Origin of the sequence: Bifidobacterium phasiani (assembly GCF_019331775.1) — a bacterium.
Classification (GTDB): Bacteria; Actinomycetota; Actinomycetes; order Actinomycetales; family Bifidobacteriaceae; genus Bifidobacterium; species Bifidobacterium phasiani.
This window is the reverse complement of record NZ_JAHBBD010000011.1, coordinates 1-23786: the sequence shown is the minus strand read 5'-3', so window position 1 is coordinate 23786 and position 23786 is coordinate 1. Positions and strand designations below refer to the sequence as shown.

The 23786-nt window shown below is 70.9% G+C and carries 13 protein-coding genes, 1 pseudogene and 1 riboswitch; of the genes and pseudogenes, 8 read left to right on the top strand and 6 right to left on the bottom strand.

The window, feature by feature from the left end; translation table 11 throughout:
- Window positions 1-53: 53 nt before the first annotated feature.
- From KIH73_RS05885 to KIH73_RS05875, 3 genes and pseudogenes are all read right to left on the bottom strand, one after another.
- Entirely contained in the window at window positions 54-1742 is a 1689-nt protein-coding gene (locus tag KIH73_RS05885; RefSeq protein WP_219081516.1) for an FAD-dependent oxidoreductase, read from the bottom strand.
- 283 nt (window positions 1743-2025) lie between these two features.
- Window positions 2026-4806, bottom strand: a pseudogene (ligA, locus tag KIH73_RS05880) (NAD-dependent DNA ligase LigA); the annotation flags it as partial.
- An 80-nt stretch (window positions 4807-4886) separates the two neighbouring features.
- On the bottom strand, window positions 4887-8321 hold the full coding sequence (locus tag KIH73_RS05875) for a tetratricopeptide repeat protein (protein WP_420830222.1): 3435 nt from the start codon (window positions 8319-8321) through the stop codon (window positions 4887-4889).
- Between the two features lie 101 nt (window positions 8322-8422).
- On the opposite strand from KIH73_RS05875, the gene KIH73_RS05870 reads away from it, so the two are divergent.
- The 3 genes from KIH73_RS05870 (at window position 8423) to KIH73_RS05860 (ending at window position 13291) form a co-directional block, all read left to right on the top strand.
- Window positions 8423-10642, top strand: coding sequence for a hypothetical protein (locus KIH73_RS05870; protein ID WP_219081512.1), 2220 nt, complete (start codon window positions 8423-8425; stop codon window positions 10640-10642).
- 114 nt (window positions 10643-10756) lie between these two features.
- On the top strand, window positions 10757-12442 hold the full coding sequence (locus tag KIH73_RS05865) for an aryl-sulfate sulfotransferase (RefSeq protein WP_219081510.1): 1686 nt from the start codon (window positions 10757-10759) through the stop codon (window positions 12440-12442).
- Window positions 12443-12490: 48 nt separating this feature from the next.
- Window positions 12491-13291: an ATP-binding cassette domain-containing protein gene (locus KIH73_RS05860; RefSeq protein ID WP_219081508.1), complete on the top strand. Its 801-nt coding sequence runs from the start codon at window positions 12491-12493 to the stop codon at window positions 13289-13291.
- 271 nt (window positions 13292-13562) lie between these two features.
- On the opposite strand, the gene KIH73_RS05855 is transcribed toward KIH73_RS05860, so the two are convergent.
- A complete protein-coding gene (locus KIH73_RS05855; RefSeq protein WP_420830221.1) occupies window positions 13563-14912 on the bottom strand; it encodes a pyridoxal phosphate-dependent aminotransferase in 1350 nt (449 codons plus the stop codon).
- 278 nt (window positions 14913-15190) lie between these two features.
- Window positions 15191-15955 (bottom strand): polyphosphate--glucose phosphotransferase, encoded by a 765-nt coding sequence (gene ppgK / locus KIH73_RS05845; protein ID WP_219081506.1) that lies wholly within the window; start codon window positions 15953-15955, stop codon window positions 15191-15193.
- Window positions 15956-16140: 185 nt separating this feature from the next.
- Between ppgK and KIH73_RS05840 the strand changes: the two genes are divergently transcribed.
- A complete protein-coding gene (locus KIH73_RS05840) occupies window positions 16141-16923 on the top strand; it encodes a nitroreductase family protein (RefSeq protein WP_219081504.1) in 783 nt (260 codons plus the stop codon).
- 88 nt (window positions 16924-17011) lie between these two features.
- Here the strand turns inward: KIH73_RS05840 and KIH73_RS05835 are convergent, their stop codons facing one another.
- Complete coding sequence (locus KIH73_RS05835; protein WP_219081502.1) at window positions 17012-18082, bottom strand: glycosyltransferase family 2 protein; 1071 nt, start codon at window positions 18080-18082, stop codon at window positions 17012-17014.
- A gap of 83 nt (window positions 18083-18165) precedes the next feature.
- A riboswitch (FMN riboswitch) is annotated at window positions 18166-18318 on the top strand.
- Window positions 18319-18324: 6 nt separating this feature from the next.
- On the opposite strand from KIH73_RS05835, the gene KIH73_RS05830 reads away from it, so the two are divergent.
- The 4 genes from KIH73_RS05830 to KIH73_RS05810 all read left to right on the top strand — a co-directional run bounded on the left by KIH73_RS05830 (window position 18325) and on the right by KIH73_RS05810 (window position 23630).
- A complete protein-coding gene (locus KIH73_RS05830) occupies window positions 18325-18912 on the top strand; it encodes an ECF transporter S component (RefSeq protein WP_219081500.1) in 588 nt (195 codons plus the stop codon).
- The gene (locus KIH73_RS05820) at window positions 18909-21716 is read left to right on the top strand and encodes an energy-coupling factor transporter ATPase (RefSeq protein ID WP_236022613.1); all 2808 of its coding nucleotides are present in this window, start codon (window positions 18909-18911) and stop codon (window positions 21714-21716) included. The genes KIH73_RS05830 and KIH73_RS05820 overlap by 4 nt, the downstream gene beginning before the upstream one ends.
- Window positions 21717-22353: 637 nt before the next feature.
- The gene (locus tag KIH73_RS05815) at window positions 22354-22719 is read left to right on the top strand and encodes a YccF domain-containing protein (RefSeq protein WP_219081498.1); all 366 of its coding nucleotides are present in this window, start codon (window positions 22354-22356) and stop codon (window positions 22717-22719) included.
- A 332-nt stretch (window positions 22720-23051) separates the two neighbouring features.
- The gene (locus tag KIH73_RS05810; protein WP_219081496.1) at window positions 23052-23630 is read left to right on the top strand and encodes a hypothetical protein; all 579 of its coding nucleotides are present in this window, start codon (window positions 23052-23054) and stop codon (window positions 23628-23630) included.
- Window positions 23631-23786: the final 156 nt, after the last annotated feature.

Sequence of the window (23786 nt, the reverse complement as noted above, 5' to 3'; positions counted from 1 at the left end):
GAGCGCCGCGGCGGCGCCCCGGACGCGCGCGGGCCCGCACGGCGCGCCGCCGGTCAGTCGAACACGTAGCCGGTGACGATCGGCTCGCGCCCCTGCGTCACGTCCGTGAAGTACTCGTGCAGGCTGACGCCGAGCATGCTGCCGGCCACGTTGGCCACGTTCGTGAAGCCGTGCCCCTGCAGCACGCGGACCGCGTTGTAGCTGGTCTGCGCCGAGCGGCAGTTGAGGTAGACCGGCCGGTCGCGCGGCACCTCGTCGAGCCGGTCGCGCAGCTGGGTGAGCGGGATGTTGACGGCGCCCTTGAGGTGCGCCCTCGCGTAGGCGCCCGGCTCGCGCACGTCGATGATCGCGGCGCCGGACTCGACCAGCCCGCGCACCTGGTCGACGTGCACCTGCCGGTAGTCGCCGTTGAGCAGGTTGCCGGCCACCATCGCGGCGAGGTTCACCGGGTCCTTGGCGTTCGAGAACGGCGGCGCGTAGCACAGCTCGAGGTCGCGCAGGTCGTCGACGCTCGCGCCGAACTTGATGGCGGTGGCGACCACGTCGACGCGCTTGGCGGCGTCGCCGCGGCCGATGGCCTGGGCGCCGAGCACGCGCCCGGTCGGCACCTCGTAGATCAGCTTGAGGTGCAGCGGGCTGGCGTCGGGCATCAGGGAGACCTTGTCCATCGGGATCACGTAGGCGTAGTCGTACCGCAGCCCCTCGCGCTCGCACATCGCGGCGGTCATGCCGGTGCCCGCGGCGTTCAGGTCGAACACCCTGATGCAGTTCGAGCCGATGTAGCCGGTGTTGCGCACCGTGCGGCCGGCGATGCTGTCGGCGGCCTGGCGCGCCTGCTTCTGCGCGGGACCGGCCAGCTGCAGCGACATCGGCCGGTGGGTCAGCGCGTTCGTCACCTCGACGGCGTCGCCGATGGCGTAGATGTCCGGGTCGGTGGTGCGGTGGCTCGCGTCGGTGCGGATCGCGCCGCGCCCGCCGAGCTCCAGGCCGGCCTCGGCCGCGATCGCGGTGTTCGGGCGGATGCCGACCGCCATGACGACGGCCTCGCCCTCCACGACGCGCCCCGAGGCGAGGGTCATGGCGTTGCCGTCGAAGCGGGCCACCTGGTCGCCGACGATGAGCTCGACGCCGTGGTCGAGCATCTCCTTGTGCAGGATCTGCACCATGTCGCGGTCGAAGGTGGACAGGATCTGCGGCGCCGCCTCGACCAGCGCGACCCGGTAGCCGCCCTCGACCAGGTTCACGGCGACCTCGACGCCGATGAACCCGCCGCCGACCACCGACACGCGCCGCACGCCGCGTTCGGTCAGGAAGGTCTGCAGCCGGTCGATGTCGACGACGTTCTTGACGGTGAACACGTCCGCGCCCTCGATGCCGGGGATCGACGGCACGACGGCGTCGGCGCCCGGCGACAGGATCAGCCTGTCGTACGGCTCGTCGTACTCGCGGCCGGCGGCCAGGTCGCGCACACGCACGCGGTGGGCGGCGCGGTCGATGGCGACGACCTCGCTGTTGACGCGGGCGTCGACGCGGTAGCGCGCGGCGAAGGACCGCGGGGTCATCAGCAGCAGCCGGTCGGTGTCGTCGACCGTGCCGCTCAGGCGGAACGGCAGACTGCAGTTCGAGAACGAGACGTGCGGCCCGCGCTCCAGCATGACGATCTCGGCCCGCTCGTCGAGCCGGCGCAGCCGCGTCGCCGCGCTCGCGCCGCCGGCCACGCCGCCAACGATCACTATCTTCATCGCAACCTCCTTGGTAGCACCGGCATCGGTTACCGGTCATGGTGTCGGCCGCCGCGTCGCCCCGGGCTTCCGGCCCGGCACGGCGGCCGTCGTGCGAGGCCGGCCGGGCCGCGCTCTACAGGGCGGCGTCGGCGGCATCGGCGGCGTCAGGGTGTTCGGTCCCCTCCGTCGCACCGGCGTCGGGGCCGTCCACGGCCCCGCCCGCAGGACCGCCCGCGGCGTCGCCGTCGGCCTCCTCCGCAGACCCGCCCGCGGGGCCGTCCGCCGGATCGCCGTCGGGGCGGCCCGTCTCCAGCAGCCGGACGAACCCGGCCTCGTCGAGCATCGGCACGCCGAGCTGCTCGGCCTTGGCGGCCTTGGAGCCGGCGTTCGCGCCGACGACGACGTAGTCGGTCTTCCTGCTCACCGACCCCGCGGCCTTGCCGCCGCGAGCGAGGATCGCCTCCTTGGCCGAATCGCGGGAGTAGCCCTCCAGCGAACCGGTGACGACGACCGTCAGCCCCTCCAGGGTCTGCGGCAGGTCGTTGGTCTCGACCGTGGTGCCCACGCCGGCGGCGCGCCACGCCTCGAGGATCTCGCCGCGCCAGTCGCCGGGCTCGCGCGCCGCGGCGAACCAGCCGACCACCGATTCGGCGATCTCGGGCCCGATGCCGTCGATCTGCGAGAGCGCCTCGGCGTCGGCGTGCGCGATGGCCTCCAGCGAGCCGAAGGCGTTGGCGATCAGCCGCGCGGTGGGCGGGCCGAGCCGCCTGATCGACAGCGCGACCAGCACGCGCCACAGGTCGGCGTGCCGCGCCTTGTCGATCTCCTCGAGCATCTTGCGCGTGTTCTCCATCGGGCGGATGATGATCGGCTGCGCGCCCGTCTCTCCCGACCGCGAGCCCTTCGTCTCCGTGCGCACGACCACCGCGTCGGCGGGCACGTCGTACCCCGGGTACGCCGGGGCGTCCGGCCGCGCGGCGCCGGTCCGCGCGGCCGCATCCCCGCCGGCCGCCGCGGCGGACTCCCCCGCCGCGGCATCGCCCCGGCCGTCCGTGGTCCCCCCGGCCGCGAGCCGCTTCGCCGGCGCCGGCGCGGTCCAGAACGCCTCGGTCTGGTACCACAGCCCGGTGCCGCCGATGCGCTTGCGCGTCCTCTTGCGCCGGCCGTCCGCTCCCACGCTCTCGCGCACCTCGATGATCGGGATCTCGCGCCAGACGCGCACGTCGCGCAGCCGGTCCACGTCCAGCGAGAACAGCCCGGCCTCGCTGTCGAGCACGGGCGTCTGGACCGGCGGCAGTTCGAGCCCGGGCGCCGGCTCGTACGGCTCCGGCTCGCCGCCGGGCTCCACGACGACCTCGTGACGGGTGCCGCCGAGGTGCGGCGCGTACTGCTCGACCGAATCCGGCCGGTTCTCCTCGGGGTTGGTCAGCGCGATGGCGCTCTGTTCGCCGAGGTGCTCGATGTCGAAGGCCTTGCGCGAGGCGAGGTTGATGATCCGTTCGGTCAGCTGCGCCGGGCAGCGCTCCACATTCGGGCAGCGGATGTCCTTGTCGCCCTCCTTGGCGGGGGCCAGCCCGGCGCCGCACGACGGGCAGCGCTCCGGCATGACGAACTCGCGCAGCGTCCCCTCGCGGCCCTTGCGGCGCTCCAGGACCGGGCCGACCAGCTCGGGGATCACGTCGCCGGCCTTGCGCACCACGACCGTGTCGCCGATGAGGATGCCCTTGCGCTTGACCTCGAAGGGGTTGTGCAGCGTGGTGCGCGCCACCGTCGAGCCGGCCACGTGCACGGGCTTGAGGATCGCGACCGGCGTGACGCGGCCGGTGCGCCCGACCTGCACGGTGATGTCGAGCAGCTCGGTGTTCGCCTCCTCCGGCGGGTACTTGTAGGCCACGGCCCAGCGCGGCGCGCGCGACGTGGCGCCGAGCGAGCGCTGCAGCGCCAGGTCGTCGACCTTGACGACGATGCCGTCGAGCGCGTGCTCGATGTCGCCGCGGTGCTCGCCGTAGTAGTCGATCATCGCCAGGATCCCGTCGAAGTCGTCGACGGTGCGGTTGTGCGGCGAGACCGGCACGCCCCATTTGGCGTACAGCCCGTACGCCTGCGACTGGTCGGCGACCTCGTCGTGGGTGCCGGCCGGGTGCCCGGCCCCCCAGTCGAGCCGGCCGATGCCGTGCGCATAGAAGCTCAGCCGCCGGGTGGCGGTGATGCGCGGGTCCTTCTGGCGCAGCGACCCGGCGGCCGCGTTGCGCGGGTTGGCGAACGGCGCGCGGCCGGCGTCCTCGTTCTCGGCGTTGAGCGTCGCGAAGTCGTCCCAGCGCATGAACACCTCGCCGCGGATCTCGACGAACTCGGGGACGTCGCCGGCGTCGCCGCCCAGGTTGCGCGGGATCGAGGCGATCGTGCGCACGTTGAGCGTGATGTCCTCGCCGGTCACGCCGTCGCCGCGGGTCAGGCCCTGCTCGAGCACGCCGTTGCGGTAGATCAGGTTGAGCGCCAGGCCGTCGATCTTGACCTCGCAGCTCATCGGCAGCGGCCGGCCCTCGGGCCAGTCCAGGTCGCGGCGCACGCCGTCGTACCAGTCGCGCAGCTCCTCGATCGAGAACACGTCGTCCAGGCTCATCATCCGCGAGGGGTGGCGCACCGATGCGAACTCGTTGGAGAACGTGCCGCCGACGCGGTGCGTGGGCGACTGCGGGGTGTCCAGCGCGGGGAACGCGGCCTCCAGCGCCTCCAGGCAGCGCATGCGCGCGTCGTAGGCGGCGTCCGAGGAGACGGGCGCGTCGTCGATGTAGTAGGCGATCTGGTCCGACTCGACCCATGCGGCGACCTTGGCCCACAGCCGGGCCGCGCGTTCGGCGTCCAGCAGGTCCATGTCCAGGGTCCGCAGGCGCATCGCGTCGGCATCGGTGGGCTGCAGCGTGGCGATCCACTCGACCGTGCCGGGCGGCAGCGCGGCCGCCCCGGTCGGCACGGCCGCACGGGCGGGGCCGGCGCCCGCGTCGGCGGGGCCGGCGGCGTCGAAGTCCCAGGCAAGCTGCTGCGGTTCGGACGCGGATGCTGCTGACGCGCTGATGCTCATGTTCCTCACTCCCGGCGGGTTGGTGTCGTGGTCGTCTTTCGATTGTAGGGCCCGCGGGGCGCGGGGCCGGCGGCGCGCCGTCAGGAGTTCAGCGAGCGCAGGAACTGGGCCTGGATGACGTCGATGCCGTCGCCGTGGTCCTCGTCCATGCGCGCCGAGGCGACCGACAGCGTGCGCGCTGGCACGAACATGCCCTCGTCGACGCACACGCGGGCGGCCTTGCGCACGATGCCGGCGACCTCGGTGTGCGGCCAGACCGGCAGGCCGTGCTCGGCCAGCACCCGCTTGGCCCCGTCCACGTCGTCGGGCACGGCGATGCACTGCGACTCGGCGCGCGCGACGAGCTCGCGCAGCTCGGAGCCCAGCGCGCCGATCTGGCCGGGGGCGATGTGCTCGCTCATGATGTAGGAGGCGACGGCCACGTCGAACTCGTCGCGCATCCACTCCGCGTAGGCGAACCGGTAGTAGGCGAACGCGGCGTCGTCGCGGTCGAGGGCGACGCGCAGCGCGTTCAGGCAGGCCGCGCGCGCCGAGTCCCAGTCCTCGTTGCGCGCGAGCTGGACGGCGAGCTTCATGTGCGACAGCGGGTACGCCGGCGCGTAGGCGACCATCGCGTTGAGGTGCGGCAGCGCGGCGTCGACGCCCCTGAGCTGCGCGAGCACGTCGGCGAGCTCCATGTGGGCGTAGAACAGGTTGTCGGGGATCAGGGTCGTGCGCTCCCCCGGCGTGGCGAACAGCCGGTTGTACACCACGCGCTCGGCGTAGGAGTTGAAGTAGCGCGGCACGCCGTCGGATGCGCGGAACAGCCGCTCCACCTGCGCGATGGCCGCCTCGGCCGTGGCGATCGCCTGGTCGGCGCGCCCGGAGAACAGCAGGTCGCGCGCCTTGAGCCGCTCGGCGTCGAGGTCCCGGGACACGCCGAACTCGAAGTCGGGCGTGTCCTCGCCGTCGATCAGCGCGCTGGTGACCTGCGGGGCCAGCGCGGTCAGCTCCGGGTCGGCGATGCGTTCGACGATCGCCATCGCCTGCTGCGCCTTGGCCACGGTGGGCAGCGTCGCGTCGGCGGCGAGCCGGTGGAAGTCGGCGACGCCGCGCTGCAGCAGGTCGACGCGCTGGATCGACAGGTCGGCGGCGGCGTCCGCGCCGAGGATGCGCCGCACCGGGGCGTCGAACTCCTGGTCGGACAGTTCGGGCTCCTCCTGCGAGCCGCGCGGCGAGAAGCGGTCGTCGCGCAGGTCGAACTGGGCGTCGACGGGCCGCAGGCCGCCGTCGCCGTCGATGTCCAGCACCGCGTCGAACATCCGGTAGGTCTCCAGCGGGTGGTTGAGCCCGTCCTCGCGCAGCCGGGCGAGGAACTCGTCCCGGGTGAACGTGACCGTGACCATGTTGCGCACGGTCGGGTTGCGCCGCAGCGCCTCCATCGGGTCGTCGCCGGCGGCCCCGCCGCCCTGTGCGCCGATGCCGGCGGGTTCGGCGGCGCCGGCGGTCTCCTGGCCTTCGGGCTGCCCGGCGAACATCATCTCGTCGATGTCGATGCCGCGCATCAGGTCCGCGAACTGCTCGTCCACGCTCGCCCCGGCCGCACCCGTGCCGTCGCCGTCCCCGGCCGCCTCGCCGGCGTCGGCGGCGCGCGCGGCGTCGGCCGCGCCGTCCGCCGCGGCCGCGGCCATGTCGGCGGCGTCCTCGGACTGCAGCACGGGGCTGCGCGAGGGGTCGCCGTGGTAGTCGCCGTCCTTGGGGTCGGCCTTGGAGCCGCCCAGGCCGCCGTCGGCGTTGCGGATGCGTTCGAACACGTGCAGCGCCTGGCTCATCAGCTCGGCGATCGCCGAATCCTGCTCGGCGACGGCCTCCTCGAGGCCGATCGAGTCGATGTGCAGCGACACGCGGCGCACCCGGGCGTCGGCGCCGAAGCTCATCGCGGCCATCATCATGCCGACGCGCAGGTTGTAGTCGGCGCTCATCGCGGCGCGCTCGTGCTCGTCGAGCGCCGTCCAGCCGTGACGCTTCTCGTCGTAGCGGCTCGACGGCATCATCGCGGCGCCGGCCGTGGTGAACGCGATCGCCACGTTGCCCTGGTCCAGGTTCGAGCGGAACTCCGCGTCGAAGCGGTACGGCAGCCGCAGGCTGCGTATCAGCCGGGCCATCGCCTGGCGGTACACCCATTCGGAGCCGCCGGCGTCCGCGGCCGCGGACGGGCCGGCGCCGGGCGCGTGCGCGACGAGCGCCGGGTCGGGGTGCCGCTCGCCGATCGCGGCGGCGCAGCGGCGCGCCTTGTCGACCAGGCCGAGCACCGCGCCCACGCCGTCGTCGTGCAGCGGGTCGAACGCCTCGCGCGAGGGGGCGCCGTCGTGCTCGTCGCGCAGCGCGATGATGGCCGGGTCGTGCAGCAGCGCCATGTCGATCTGCGCCGCCTGCGCGCGCGTCACCGTGTCCTCGGTCGGCTGCAGGCCGAGCGCCGCGTTGTGCTCCAGGCAGGCGCTGACCGCGGCGAATCGGTTGAGGTTGCCCTCGATGCGCAGCGACTTGAGCGCCGAGGAGAACGCCAGCGAGGAGTCCCACGTGAAGAAGAAGCAGCCGGAGTACGTCGAGGTGTACAGGTGCAGCGGCTCGGCGCCGTGCACGGCCTCCAGCCCGGGGATCTGGTCGAGCGCGCCCGCCTCGCGCATCAGGTCGGCGAAGTGGTCCTCCAGCCCGGAGGCGCGCATGCCGTGGGCGCGGGCCTCCAGCGTGTCGCGGATGCTGCGGCGGATCGCGCCCATCGGCGCCTCGCGGTTGAGCCGGCGGAAGATGTTGCCCGAGCCGAACCCGATCAGCAGGCCGTGCATCTCGGGCAGCATGTAGGTGGCGAAGAACGCGATGGCCACCGCGTCGCGGTACTCCAGGTCGTAGCGCATCGATTCGGGCAGCGGCGCGCGCGTCTGCTCCAGCGTGTAGCGGTTGCCGGACTTGAGCCACGAGGCCAGCCAGGTCATGCGCCCGTTGCGGTCGCGGCCGACGACCCCGCCCTGGATGGCGCGCCGGCCCGCGGCACGCGCCGCGCCACGGCCTCCGGCGAGCGCCGCCGCCCGGACAGCCCACGCCCCCGGACGCGCGCCGAAGCGCTGGCCGTCGGGCAGCGCGACCTCGCCCTCCTTGGTGAACATGAACCGCGGCTCCTTGCCGTGGGTGTCGGCGCCGGCGTCGGTGTCGACGAACACGCGGCCCTTGCCGTCGGCGAGCGCGATCTGGCAGAAGCGGTGGCGGCCGACGAACACGCCCAGCGAGAACATGCCGCGTCCGGTGTCCGGCAGCTGCGCCCACCCGAGCCGCAGCCCCTCCGGCACCCCGTCGAGCCCCTCGATGATGCGCCGCTTGACGATCGGGCCGAGCACCATGGCGTTGCGCGACAGTTCGGCGACCATGTCGCCGTCGGACTCCAGCGCGGCGGCGAACGGATTGCCCGACTGCGCACGGGGCGCGGACCCGCCGCGCAATGCGCGCATCAGGTCGGCCAACGCTGCGATCCCGCGGCGCATCCGGCCGCGGTCTTCCGGTCGTGAGGTGAAGTCAGGCATGGTTGCCATTGTCCCAATCCAGCCCGACATGGGGCCGGCGATGAAGCCTATAGAATAATGGGATGACCTCTTCCGCACGCCATCGCCGCCGCCGCGTGGCCGCCGCCGCGGCCGTGGCGCTCGTCGTCGTGCTCCTTGAATGCGTGGCGTTCAACCTGCCGTTCTGGACCACGCTCGCCGCCAGCACCGACACCGCCTCCCGCTCGAACTCGCTGGGTCCGGGCCTCGAGCGACGCGAGGACGGCATGCTCGTGGTCGTCGACCCGACGCAGGCGTATCTCGACGTGCCGGCGGACGGCACGTCCTCGTACGCGCGGATCGACCCGGCGCCGCCCGAGGCGATCGAGCGGGCCGAGCGGGAGGCCGCGGATCCGGGCGGCGACGCGTCGGTGCTGCGCACCGTGCTGGTGCGCGCCGACGGCGACGGCGAGGCCGGACGCTCGACGTCGGTGTGCGTGGACGCGCCGCGTTCGCTGTACCTGCGGGTGGCGCGCGGCTCGGACGTGCGCCTGTGGATCGAGGAGCCGGCCGGGTCGGTGGTCCCGTTCGCGGCGGTGCGCGCGAACGTGCGGGTGCCCTTTCGCATCGACCCGGTCCGCGTGGCCGTCATGCTGGCCGTCGTGGCGCTGGTGGCGCTGTGGCGGCCGGGATCGCGTCTGTGGCGCATCACGCTGGACACCTCCAGCCGCAGGCAACGGCTGGCGTTCGCGGCGCTGCTGGCGCCGTTCGCCGTGGCCACCATCGCCGTCGCGGTCTGGCAGGCCACGACGGCGGGCGGTCCGCTGACGTTCCACAAGGACGGCGCCTACACCTACGACTTCGAGCAGTACGGGCGGATCGCCGACGCGCTGATCCACGGCCGCGTCTGGGTGGACCTGCCGGTCGACGAGGCGCTGGCGCAGGCCGCGGACCCGTACGACGTCGACGTGCGCAACCGCCTGCTGGCCGACGGGGTGACGCTGTACTGGGACTACGCGTACCACGACGGCCACTGGTACTCGTACTTCGGCGTGCTGCCGGCGGTCGTGCTGTTCGTGCCCTACCAGCTGCTCACCGGCAGGATGCTGCCGTCCGCCGCCGCCGAGTACCTGCTGATGTTCGGGTTCCTGGTGTCCATGAGCCTGCTGGTCATCCGGCTGGTGCGCCGGATGGCCCCGCGCGCCTCGCTGGCGGCGACCTCGATGGCCGTCGTCTTCGCGCTGCTGGCGTCGAACGCCCCGTACCTGTGGTTCCGCACCAACTTCTACTCCGTGCCCTGCGCCGCGTCGCTGCTGCTGACCTCGCTGGGGCTGTGGCTGTGGCTCGGCGCCTCGATGCCGCGGCGGCGGCCCGCGCCCGCGCACGCCGCGCCGCTCAAGCTCGGACATCTGGCCGGGGGCGCGCTGTGCATCGCCGCGAACTTCGGGTGCCGCCCGGCGTTCTGCCTGGTCGCGCTGCTGGCGGTCCCGCTGTTCCGGACACAGATCGCGGCGCTGTGCCGGGGCGTGGCCCGGCGGTCCGTCGGCGTGCGCGAGGCGCTGCGCATGCCGTTGGCGGTAATCCTGCCGGCCGTGGCGATCGTGCTGCCGCTGATGGCGTACAACGCGGCGCGCTTCGGCTCGCCGTTCGACTTCGGCAACCGCTACCAGTTCACGGTGACCGACATGACGGCGTTCGCCCCCTCGTGGCCGACGTTCCTGCAGCTCATCGGCTACTACCTGTTCCTGCCGCTGCGATTCACCGCCGAGTTCCCTTTCCTGGGGCTGTCGCCCACGCCGCTGCACGACTGGGCGTACGCCGAGGAGATGATCGGCGGGTTCTTCATGCTCTGCCCGCCGGCGCTGGCCGCGCTGGCGCTGCCGTTCCTGCGCCGGCGGATGCGCGCCTGCGGCTGCTGGCCGACGCTGATGGCCGGGTTGGCGCTGGCGCTGGCGCTGGTCGCCTTCGACGCATGGGCCGGCGGCCTGGGCTGGCGCTACATGATCGACTTCGGATGGCTGATCGCCCTGGCCGCGCTGCCGGCGCTGCTCATGTTCGTCGGCGACTGGTCGCGCGTCCCCCGGACCGGCGCCGCACGCGCCCATGCCTGGGCCGTCCTGGCGGCCGCCGCGGTCGCCCGGGTGACCGGGCTGGCGCCGAAGCGCCACGCCGCGCTGATCTGGTGCCGGCGCGCGCTGGCGCTCGCGCTGCTCGGCTTCGCCCTCGCCGTCACGGTGCTCGGCTTCTTCGTGCCGGGGCGCGACGACGCGCTGCTGAGCGGGAACGCGGCGCTGTACCACACCGTCGCCGCCTGGTTCCTGTGACCGGCGGACGAAACACCCCGGGAAATCCCCAGCATCCGGTGCTATGGTGCTACGCGAACCAGCGTCACCGCCGCATCCGCGCGGTGCCGGACCCCGCGGATTGGAGCGTGCGCCATGACCCCGAACCCCACCCCCGCCACCGCCAGGCTGCGTCTGCTGCGCTGGGGCGCGGCCGTCGTCTCCGTACTCGTCGTGGCGGCCTGCTGCGCGGCGATGCGCCCCGACGTCGCCGCGACGATCAGGTCCACCCGCGTCGAGCAGGTGAACGCGCAGATCGAGAACGTCTACACGGCCGACTACCAGGCGATGATGGACGAGCGGCTCGCCGCCGAGCGCGACGCCGGGGACCACGGTCTCGACGACATCTTCGTCAAGGAGAACCCGTACGGCACGAACACGACCTCGCTGTACGTGTACTTCACCACGGACGAACCGGCCGCCGTCAGCTACACGGTCGCCTCCGAGGGCTATCCGGACTTCCGGGCCGACGCCTGCCAGGGCGATGCCGCCGACGCCGACGGCTACGCCACCGCGCACGAGTTCCTCGTCCTGGGACTGATCCCCGACCAGGCCAACACGATCACGCTCACCGTCACCGGCAGGGACGGCACGCTCGAGGAGCGCGTCGTCGAACATGACGGCCCCTCGCTGCTGGGCACCGAGGAGGTCCGGCTCGACCGGCCCGTCACCGCGTCCGACGGCACCGACCTGGGCGGCGGCCTGTACGCGATCCTCGGCAACGACAGCGACGACCAGGACTTCATGTTCTACTACGACGCCGAGGGCGTGCTGCGCGGCGAGATCCCGATCCTGTTCTACCGCAGCCACCGCCTGCTGTTCGACGACGACGGGCTGATGTGGTTCTCCGCGTCCACCGAGACGATGGTGGGCATGAACCGGCTGGGCAGGCTCGAGAAGATCCTCGACCTGGGCGACCGGTTCATCCTGCACCACGACTACGCCTTCGACGCCGACCAGAACCTCGTGCTGCTGGCGACCGAGCTCGACCGCGAGGACTCCTGCGTGCAGGACCAGGTCATCAAGCTCGACACCGACACCGGCGAGGTCACGCGGCTGCTCGACCTGGGCGAGATGTTCCCCGACTACAAGATGTCCACCGACCATGCGGGCATCGACGAATCCGACCTGACCGCCACCGGGCGCTGGGACTGGATCCACCTCAACACGATCCAGATGCTGCCCGACGGCTCGGCGATCTTCTCGGCCCGCGAGACCTCCACCATCATCAAGGTCGACGACCTCGAGGGCACGCCGAGCCTGGAGTGGATGATCGGCGAGCCGAGCGTGTGGGACGGCACCGAGTACCAGGCCACGTTCCTGGACAAGGATGGCGACTTCCCCGACACCGGCGGCCAGCATTCGGTCACGTACGCGCCCGACGACTCGCTGCCCGACGGCCGGTACTACCTGTACATGTTCGACAACAACTATGGCTCGGCGCAGACCCGGCCCGACTTCGACTGGACCGTCATCGACGGCGTCTGCACGAAGTACAACGTCCATACCGAGGGCGCGGCCTCGCAGTTCCGCCGCTACCTGGTCGACGAGAACGCGGGCACCTACACCGAGGTCGCCTCCTTCGACGTGCCGTACTCCCCGCTGGTCAGCTCCGCGCAGCAGCTGGACGACGGGCGGATCCTCATCGATTCGGGCATGCAGGGCCTGTTCGGCGTCTACGACGGGGACGGCACGCTGGTGGCGCAGTACCGCATGGCGCTGAACACGAGCTACATCTACCGCGTCTACCGGTACGACTTCGAGGGGTTCTACTTCGCCTAGGCCGGCATCTGCACATACCGGCAACCTACGCTCGTTACAATGACGCCTATGGGTTTGTTTGATTCGTTGCTGGGCCGCAAGACGGCCGCCCCCGCGCCGTCCGCGCTGACCTTCACGCTCGCCGGGGCCGGCCATGTCTACGACGACGGCGACGTCGGGCTCGAGCCGACGTCGCTGACGATCGCCGAACGCCGCGTCGCCGTCATCGGGCTGAACGGCTCGGGCAAGACCACGCTGCTCAAGCTGCTGGACGGCGCGCTCGCCGCGACCGCCGGCACCGTGACCGTCTCGGGCGGCGACGAGACGCTGGATCCGTCGGACAGGCGCCAGCTCAAGCGCGTCGAACAGATCATCGGCCGCGTGCGCCGCGAGGAGATCCCCAACGGCTTCTACCAGGCGGAGACGATCGCCGCCGCCGTCGAGGCGCCGATGAGGAAACGCCGCGTGCCCGAATCGGAGCGCCAGGCGATCATCGGCAACCTGTTCGCGCATTTCGGGCTGTCCGGGGTCTCCCGGCAGCCGGCGTCGGCGCTGGATTCCGAGAAGCGGCACCTGCTGGCCGTGGTCGCGGCGCTGAGCCTGTCCCCCGCCGCGATCGTGGCCGACGAGCCGACCAAGGGGCTCGACGAGATCGGCACCGCGCACGTCGCCCAGGCGCTGTTCAGCTACAACAAGCAGGTGGTGTTCGCCACGCACGACACCGACATGATCGTGCGGCCCGAATATGCGATCGACCGCACGATCGTGCTGGACGACCACCGCGTCGTGTTCGACGGGTCGCCGGCCGACGCCGTGACGTTCTACGCCGAGCTGATCCGGCGCAAGTGCCAGGCCGCCAAGGGCGACTGAACGGCGAACGGCACGCCCATATGCGGATACGGGGACGGCATCGGGGAACGAGACCCCGCCGACGTCCTTCAGTAGGCACTTTCGGGCTTCGGTAGGCACCGTTATCGCGGTATGCGGAAGACCACGATGGCGCCATTCCGCCGTTCCGCCGCGGGCCGACCGCCGCCGAGGCGCCTACCGAAGCGATAATGTGCCTACCGGACGCCGACCGGGCGCAATATACGGCAAGCTACTGCGCGCAACCGGGCGGCGCATGGCGCGGGATGCGGCGTCACGCCTCCAGCATGTCGTCGACGGCGGCGAGCACGGCGCGCACGCCGCGTTCGAACTCCTCCGGCTCGGGCAGCAGCGACACCGCCAGATACCCGCTCGTCGGCATGTCGAAGAAATAGCCGGGCTGGCCGGTGAACCGGTAGGCGTCGATCAGCCGCAGCGTCAGCGCGTTCTCGTCGACGACCGACGGCACGCGCAGCAGCACGTTCCATCCGCCCTCGGCGCGCAGCACCGTGACCAGACCGGCGGGGTCGGCGTCGAGGATGCGTCGCAGGAGCGCGAGGTTGCCGCGCACGCGGTCGCGCACCCGCGCGGTCTGCGCCGGGGCGGCCTCCAGGAGCTCGGGGATGCGGTCGGCGATGATGTCGCCCATCGGCAGATAGTCGTCGGCGATGACGTCCAGCCGGCGCATCGCCTCGGCCACGTCGCCGTCCGGGCCGGACACCTGGATCCATCCGACCTTGGCGTGCGGGGCGGCGAGCATCTTCGAGAAGCCGTCCAGCGCGAAGGTGAGCACGCCCGGCTCGCCTGCCAGTCGCGCGTTGCCGTCGAACGGCTCGAGGGCATAGTCGTAGAACACCTCGTCGGCGATCAGCGCGACGCCGTGGTCGCGGCACATCGCCACGATTCGCTCGCGTTCGGAGGGCTTGACGTACGAACCGCTGGGATTGTTCGGGTTGATGAGCACCAGCGCGCGGATGCGCCCGCCGTCCGGGCCGTCGAGCAGTTCGCGCAGTTCGGCGGTGTCGATGTACCAGGAGCCGTCGTAGCGCAGCCGGTATTCGATCGTGTCCACGCATTCCAGCCGCGCGATCGATTCGATGAGCGGATAGCCGGGCTTCGGCGCGAGCACCGCATCGCCCGGGTCGCACAGCAGCTTCATCAGCCACGAATACGCCTGCGATGTGGAGCTGAGCAGATACAGGTCCGCCGGGTCGACGGGCTTCGGCGTCGGCCGGGATCCCGCGGCCGCCGGAGCCGCTTCGGACACGGCGATATCGGATGCGGCAGCTCCGGACGTGGCCGCTTCGTACATGACCGCTTCGGGTGCGGCCGCTCCGGATGCGGCCGCCTCGGATACGACGATATCGGATGCGACTGCTTCGGATGCGGCCGTCGTCGATGCGACCGCCGTATCCGAAGCGATTGCCCCCTCTCCGGCCGGGGCCGCGTGGGATTCATCGGCCGAGGGGACGCACCGCCCGCGCCCGCGCGCCGTCAGGAACGCGGCCAGCGCCTCGCGCGCGGCCCGCGGCCCGCGCGGATCGGCGGCGTATACGCCCGGCACCTGCGCCGGGGCAAGTCCATGGCGCGTGGGATTGGAGTCGTTGAGCCTGCCGAGGGCCACGCCCAGCTCGCGGGCGCGGGCCTCGGCCTGCGCGATCGGATTGGGTTCGCTGATGTCGACGCGGGATGAAAAACGCACGCTCCCATCATACCGACGCCCTGCGCGCGGACATATGCACGGGCCGCCGGATGCGCGGAGACCGTGCACCCCGGCTATCGGGATGCACGGCCCCTATGGCGGGCACGTCCCGCGCATACACGCGATGACCGTGAGACGTTCGGCGGCGACCATGCCATCGGTCGGCACGCCCCGCGCCTACGCGCTATGACGTCGGTCGCTCACTGCTTGGTGCTGGCGTAGTAGGCGGCGCCCACGATGCCGGCCTCGTTGCGCAGCTTGGCGGGGACGATCGGCGTCTTGATGTCGATGAACGGCAGGAACTTGTCGCTGTGACGGCTCACGCCGCCGCCGACGACGAACAGATCCGGGTTGAAGTACTTCTCCATCAGACCGTAGTACTTGGTCAGGCGCTTCGCCCACTTCTTGTAGCCCAGCTCCTCGCGCTCGCGCACCGAGGAGGCCGCGTACTTCTCCGCGTCGCCCTTGCCCTTGGGCAGTTCGATGTGGCCGAGCTCGCTGTTGGGGATGAGCACGCCGTTGTAGATCAGCGCGGTGCCGATGCCGGTGCCCAGCGTGGTGGCGATGACCAGGCCGTTCTGGCCCTGCGCGGCGCCGTACTGCTGCTCGGCCAGGCCGGCGGCGTCGGCGTCGTTCACGACGACGACCGGGCGGCCGCACGCCTCGGAGAACACGGCGGTCACGTCGACGCCGATCCAGGACTGGTCGAGGTTGGCCATGAAGTCCAGCGCCTTGCCCGGCTTGATCGGCGCCGGGAACGCGATGCCGACCGGGACGGTCTCGGGCACCTCGAAGTGCTCGAGCTCCTGGCGGACGATGTCGGCGACGGCCTGCGGGGTGGAGACCTCGGGGGTAAGAATCTTCAGACGCGGTTCAGCGAATTCGCCCTTTTCAAGATTGACAGGCGCGGCCTTGATGCCCGAGCCGCCGATATCAACGCCAAAAGCCTGTGCTGTTTCAATCATCTTTGACCTCTCTCAATAAGGTTGTTGGTTTTTGAACCGGTATTCGGCATTGTATCGCGGAATGCCCCCGATGCGCGCCCGAACACGCATATTCGGTGCGAACGTATGCATGATCAGTCGCGCCGAGCGCCCCCGGCGCGGCCGGTCGGCGCCCCGATACCAGGATGCTGCGCGATAATCGGAGTATGGCAGAACACACCCAACTCATCGACGCAATCAACATCCGCACCGCCGTACGCGCCTACGACCCCGATCCGATCGACGACGACACGGCCCGCCAGCTGGACATGACCATCGACGCGGTCAACACGCTCGCCGGCATCCGCATCCAGCTGGTGCGCGACCAGCCGGCCGTGTTCGCCGGGGCGAACGCCTCCGGGCATCTGAAGAACGCGGCCAACTACCTGGCGATCGTCGGTCCGAAGCAGGACGACGAGGCCCGGGAGCGCGCCGGGTTCTACGCCGAGCGCGTCGTGCTCGCCGCGACGCTGCGCGGCCTGGGCACCTGCTGGGTCGGCGGCAGCTGGGACGCGGCCGAGGCCGCGCGGCACTGCCGTGTGCCCCACGGCGACGAGCTGTACCTGGGCGTGGTGATCGGCCACCCGGAGAACCATCTGTCGCGCATGGCCGCCCCGTACGAGCAGCTCGTCGAGATCCAGCGCACGCACCGCGACGGCAAGACGTACGAGCAGTTCACCCGCGACATGGACGACGCGGCGCGCCAGGCGGCGCCCGCATGGTTCAGGGCCGGCGTCGAGGCCGCGATGAAGGCGCCGAGCGCGCTGAACCGCCAGCCGGTGCTGTTCTCCTACAACGCCGACGACGACACCGCGGCGGCGCGTCTCGACCCGCAGGTCGAGACGGGCTGCGGGCCGAACGACCTGGGCATCGCCAAGCTGCACTTCCAGATCGGCGCCGGTTCGGGCACCTGGGCGTGGGGCGACGGCGGCCTGTTCATCCATCGGTAGCCACCGGTGGCGCCACGGGCGCCCGGCCGCATATCGCAGGGCCGTGATGCCGCCGGAATCGCGATTCCGGCGGTTCCTCACCGGCTTCTCACTTCAACGGCGGCATCGGCGCCCAGTCGGGGTCGTGCAGCAGCCTGCGCGAATCCCACCAGCCCTTGGCGATCTGCACCAGGCCGGTGCGCACGTGCCCGCGGTCCACGGCCACCAGGCGGATGACCTCCTTGGCGGCGGTCGCCAGCGTGCCCAGCGCGAACGGCAGCGGCCGGTAGTCGCCGTGGACCATGAAGTAGCGCGCCATGTACCCGCGGTTGCGCATGATGTGGTACCGGTTCATGTCCGAGGTCGAGTTGAGCTGGCGCAGGCCGCCGATGTCCCAGTTGCCGATCTCGCGCGTGCGGCGCAGGATCACGTCGGGCACCACGATCGGGTTCGTCACCTTGCTGGCGAGGTAGCCGTACATCGTGTCGTCCCAGTAGATGAAGAACCTCGGGTCGGGCAGGCCGATCCGCTCGACGATGCGGCGGCTGAACAGCCCGCCCTCGAAGCACAGCGTGTTCATCACGCGGTAGCCGGCCGAGCCGAACGCGGCCGGGGCGATCGGGTTCGGGATGCCCAGCGGCACGATGAAGTGGTACTGCCAGTAGAACGGGCCGCCGTCGTAGTCGTAGCGGCTGCCCTGGATGACCTCGTGGCGTCCGGTCCACTTGGCGAGCTTGTCGATCGCGTCCGGGATGACCGCGACATCGTCGTCCATGACCCAGAACCACGCCGCGCCGAGGTCGTAGGCCACCTTGACGCCTGCGGAGAAGCCGCCCGCGCCGCCGAGGTTGTCGGACTGCGGCGCGTAGACGACGCGGCTCTCGTTGCCCAAGCGGTCGGCGACGGTCGTCCCCCACTGCCGCGTGACGTTCGCCTCGAACCCCTCGACCATGCCGCGGGTCTCGTCGCTGTGCTCGTTGTCGACGACGACGATGCGCCACGGCGCCTGCGTCAGGTGCAGGATCGAGTCGAACAGCGTGGCCAGCAGCTCCTGACGCCTGTAGGTGACGATGACGATGGCCAGCTTGTCGATGCCGGGGCGCGCGGGCGCCGCCTTGGCGGCCTTGGCGGCGTGCCGCGCCTGTCCGCGCTTCGCGGAGGTCTTCTTGTTCGCAGTCATAGGCTCCATTGTTGCACCTGCCCTCGCCACCGACGGGGGATGCGCCGGCGCGTCCGTCCGCACGTTGCGCTACGAATGGGAGACGCAAGTTTCAGGGAAGGTGCGATTCCTTACTGGCGGTGACGGCGGAGCCGGGATTCATAACGGCGGCCACCGAAGCCCGCGACCCGCCCACGGCGGCTGATCCGGTGCGAATCCGGGGCCAACGGTTACAGTCCGGATGGAAGAAACGAGGTGCTCGCATGAGCGTGTCTTCGCATGCCAACAACCACTCGACGTCGTCGTCCCATGCCACGGGCGTGGCCGATTCGGGCCGCTGGTCGACCCGGCGCATCGCCGTCTACGCGCTGTTCGTCGCCCTGTCGATGGCGGTGAGCTTCATCGAGTTCCCGCTGATCCCCGGCGTGCCGTGGCTCAAGTACGATCCGTCCGGCATCGTCAGCCTGGTGGCCGGCTTCGCCTACGGCCCCGCCGCCGCGGTCATCGTCAGCATGCTCGGCTTCGTGCCGCATCTGTTCGCCGACCCGTGGGGCACGCTGATGGCCGTGGGCGTCGCGCTGGCGATGAGCGTGCCCGCCGCGCTGGTCTACCGCCGGATGCGCACGCGCAAGGGCGCGCTGATCGGCATCGTCGTGGGCGCGGTCGTGGCGCTGGCGGTGGCGATCGTCGGCAACCTGCTGATTACGCCGATCTACGCCGCCATGAGCGTGCAGGAGGTCGCCGCGCTCATCGTGCCGGCCCTGCTGCCGTTCAACCTGGTGAAATTCGTCATCCACGGCGTGGTCACGTTCCTGATCTACAAGCCGATCTCGAACCTGCTGCACCGATGAGTCTGCCGGGTCCCCGCATAAGCGTCGCCGCGCTCGCCCATGTGCGCTTCAGCTACGACGGCGGCGCCTCGTGGGCGCTGGACGGCGTCGATCTGCGCGTCGCCGAGGGTGAGCGCGTATGCGTCGTCGGGGCCAACGGTTCGGGCAAATCGACGCTGGCCCGCATTCTCGCGGGTCTTGCGGCCCCGGACCGCGGATCGGTGACGCTGCTCGGCGAGCATGTGTTCGACGAGCGCTCGGGCGCCGATCCCGATGCCTACCGTCGCGCGCGGCGCGGCATCGGCGCGGTGTTCCAGAATCCGGAAGACCAGATCGTCACGACCGTGGTCGAGGACGACGTCGCGTTCGGTCCGGAGAACCTCGGCATCGCGCGCGACGGCATCGGCCGGCGCATCGCCGGGGCGCTGCACGCGGTCGGCATGGCGGGGTTCCGCGACGCCGATCCCACCGTGATGAGCGGCGGGCAGCAGCAGCGCGTCGCCATCGCCGGCACGCTGGCCATGGCGCCGTCGATGATCGTGCTCGACGAGCCGACCGCGATGCTCGACGCCGCGGCCCGCGGCGAGGTCATGCGCATCCTGGATGCGCTGCAGTCACGCGGCGTCGCGATCGTGCTGATCACCCACCACGACGACGAGACCGCGCACGCCGACCGCGTCATCCATATGGCCGACGGACGGATCATGGCCGTGGAAGACGCGGCCGGGTCGGCGCGCCCGAAGCCTGCGGCGCGCGGCAAGGCCGGCGCGGCGCCGGATGCCTCGGGACCGGCGGAACCGGCGGAATCGACGCGGTCCACGGACTCGGCGGAATCGGCGGATCCGGCAAGATCGACGACGCCGGAGAAGCCCGAGGTGCCGACCCGATCGGCGGCACCGATGGATCCGCCAGCCCCGACCGCATCGACGGCACCGATGACGCATGCGAAACCGGCGGCGTCATCGACATCGGCGGATGCAGCGGGCACGACCGACCAGGGCGCGGAGAGGCTGCCGGTGTCCGCGGCACCGGCGACATCGGGCGGCCCGACGGAACCGATGCGCGCGGATGCGGCCGCCGTCAAGGCGTTGTCCGACGCCGGACCGGCGGTCACGGCACCGGCGGCATCGGAGTCCGGCTCGGACTCGCCGGACGGACGGACGGCGCAGGAGCGGCCGGGGCCGGCCGTCGCGGTCGACCACGTGTCGTTCTCGTATCCCGGCGCGGCGGCCCCGGTGCTCGACGACGTCTCGTTCACGGTCCGGCGGGGCGAGACCGTCGCGATCATGGGGCGCAACGGCGCCGGCAAGTCGACGCTGGCCCGCCTGCTGTGCGCGCTGGAGCGGCCCGATGCCGGGTCGATCGCGATCTGCGGCGTCCCGACGGGCGGAAGGCGGCGCGAACGCCGCGAGCTGCGCCGTCATATCGGCTACGTGATGCAGCATCCCGAGCGGCAGCTGTTCGCCGACACCGTGGCGCAGGACGTCGCCTACGGCCCCACGAACCAGGGACTGCCGGCCGGGGAGGTGCGCGCGCGGGTCGATGAGGCGCTGCGTCTGCTGCGCATCGAGCACATCGCCGACCGCTCGCCGTTCGCGCTGTCGGGCGGACAGCAGCGGCTCGCCGCGATCGCCGGCGTGATCGCCTGCCACCCGGACGTGCTGGTGCTGGACGAGCCCACCGCCAGCCTCGACGCGGCGGCCACCGCGCGCATCCATGAGCTGATCCGCGCGCTGCGCCGCCGCGGCGTCACCGTGCTGATCATCACGCATGCGCCGGCGGAGGCCGAGGCCCTGGCCGACCGCGTGATCGCCGTCGGAGCTCCGGGCGATGCGCCGTACGGAAACGGCGTGTCGGCAACCGAACCGCTCGACGCCGACGATTCCGCGCCCGAGCCGTTCGATGCCGGCGGGTCGGCGGACGGTTCCCCCGACGCTGCGGTCGGCGATCCATCGGACGATGACGCGGTGGCTGCCCACTCCCCTCGTGCCGGCGAATCCGTGTCCGGCTCCCGTGATGCCGGCGGGTCGGCGGACGGTTCCCGCGGTGCCGCGGACGGCGCCCGCCGGCGCAGCCCGCTGTCGTCGCTCGATCCGCGCGTCACGATGGTGACGTTCCTGGCCCTGATGTTCACCGCCTTCGCGATCTCCAACGCCTGGCAGCTCGGGCTGGCGACGCTGCTGACCGTGGGCGTCGTCGCCGCCGGGCGGATCGACCCGCTGCGGCTGCTGGCGTCGGTCAGGCTGATTCTGGGCATGCTGGTCGTCATGGGGGCGCTCAACGTCTTCTTCGCGCGCGGCGGCGCGACGCTGGCCGAACTCGGGCCGATCGCGATCACGACGGGAGGGCTGGCGACGGCGGCGCTCTATATGCTGCGCTTCGCGCTGGTCATCCTGCTCGGTGCGGTGCTGCTGGCCACGACCACGCCCACCGCGCTGACCGACGCGGTCGGCTCGCTGCTCTCCCCGCTCAGGCGTCTGGGCGTGCATACGCAGGAGATCGCCCTGGTGCTCAGCCTGGCGATGCGGTTCCTGCCCACGCTGTCTCGCGAGGCCCATGCGATCATCGACGCGCAGGCCGCACGCGGCGGCGACGTCGAGACCGGGTCGCCGGCCAGGCGGATCCGCGCGCTGACGGCCATCGTGGTGCCGGTGTTCGCGGGGACACTGCGGCATGCCGACAACCTCGCGCTGGCGCTCGACGCGCGATGTTACGAGGAGGGCGCGCATCGCACCCACTGGCGCGAGATGCGCGTGCGGGGCCGCGATGCGATGCTGGTGGCGGTGACCGCGGCGTATCTGGCCATGCTGATCGCCCTCGCCTAGGTCCCCATCCCATCCCTCATCCTCATCCCCATTTCCCGCCTCGCTCCCACCCTGCGCACAATGTGCAATTGTTTACGCTGAGGAGCCGTTTCGGCCGCCTCAGCGTAAACAATTGCACATTGTGCGCAGGGATAAATTGGGAGGGATAACGGGCGAGGATGATGGGACGGGATGATAGATGGATAGATAAGGGATAGATGGATGGATAGATAGACAGACAGATGGAGGATGGGAGGCCGGATTATCCGATACGGGCTCATCCGGGCAGATTCAGCATAATCCGATTGACCCGGGTTCATCCGGGCCAATCCAGCTCGATCCGGCCGAGCCAGACCGATTCAGCTTAATCCAGCCAATCCAATCCAGCTCGATCCAGCTCGTTTCAGCCCGATTCAGCCCGTTTCAGCCCGATTCGGCTTAATTGGCCGATTCGATCCAGCCCAATCCACTCGGTCCAGCCCGATCCATCCCAATCCGACCAATCGGACCTATCCGCCCCAATCCCCCGGCTCCCTAGGGCAGAGCCCATGTCGCGAATCCGGTGACGACCGTGAAATCCAATCCCCCCGGCTCCCTAGGGCGGGGGTCAGGGCATTCCCCGATGGCGATGAAGGTAGCCCTGCCGTAGTCTGAAACCATGAGACTACTGGGCAACATCCTATGGATCATCCTCGGCGGCCTGGCCATCGCGATCGGCTGGGCGCTGGTCGGGCTGGTGCTGTGCATCACGGTCATCGGCATCCCGCTCGGCGCGCAGTGCTTCAAGATGGCGACGCTCACGCTCACGCCGTTCGGCAAGACCGTGACCTATGGCGGCGGCATCGGCTCCATGCTGGTCAACGTCGTCTGGGTGATTCTGGTCGGCTGGTGGATGGCGCTCGGCTACGTCGTCGCCGGCGTGCTCAACTGCATCACGGTCATCGGCATCCCGTTCGGCCTGCAGTCGTTCAAGATGGCCAAGCTCGCGCTGTGGCCGTTCGGCGCGCAGATCACCAACCTGTAGACGGCTCCACGGAACGGCGAACCCGCATCCTCGCAGATTCCGCCCGTGCCATGCCTGGCACCGATACGCCAAGGCGCAGCGGCGGATGCGTTCGCCGCCCGACCGCCCACCACCGCGCTTTGGCTGCGATGCACCGGTCGGATTGATGGCACCGCTGGTCACGTCTTCGCTATCGCCCACTTCCGCGCTTTGGCGGCGACGCGCCCGCGCGTATCCGGTTAGACCGGAATCCAGGACCGCATGTTCGGACCGGCCTTGCGATACGCCGCTCGTATCCGGACAGGCCGTCCTATTCGTTGTCCAAGCCGCCTGATCGCCCATACACTGGATTCATGAACAAGACACTGCGTAGCATAGCCGCTGCGTCGTGCCTGGCAGCCGCCCTATCGTTCGGCGGCTGCGCCAACGGCAACGCAGCCACGAATGAGATCCTCGACCGCCTCGACACCATGCAGCAGGAGCTCGACGAGCTGAAGACCGACATCAACGGCTCGTCTTCCGGCTCCGCCGATGCGGGCGGTTCCCCGTCGGACACCGGCACCGGCTCGGACACCGGCACCGGCTCGGATACCGGCACCGACCCCGCCACCGTCCCGACCGACGCGTCGGGCTTCGATACGGCGATCGCCGACCTGGAGACCCGGGTCGCCGAGGCCGTCGCCACCGCGGACGCCGTGGCGGTGCCGGCCAACGCGGCCGATCGCCCGCAGGCGTACTTCGACGCGACCAGACCGCTGGAAGCGCTGGACGACGAGGTCGACCGGCTGGACGACCAGGTCGAGAACGCGCATCGCGCCCACACGATCGACCGTGGCACCATGTGGTCGTTGGAGGACCGGCTCGACGCGGTGGACGACCAGCTCGACCATGCCAAGGACTCGCTCGAACGCCGCATGGGCGTCGACGACTAAGCCCGGAAACACCGCAAGGGTCGTCGCTAACTGAACCGCACCCCGATTGTTGGACTGGAGAAATTCAGATTCGATGATCGGAGGTGCGGTTCTTGCGTATGCGGGAGGATCGGAGGAAGCGTTATGATGACGGGTTTCGGCGAGAGGCGTTGAGGC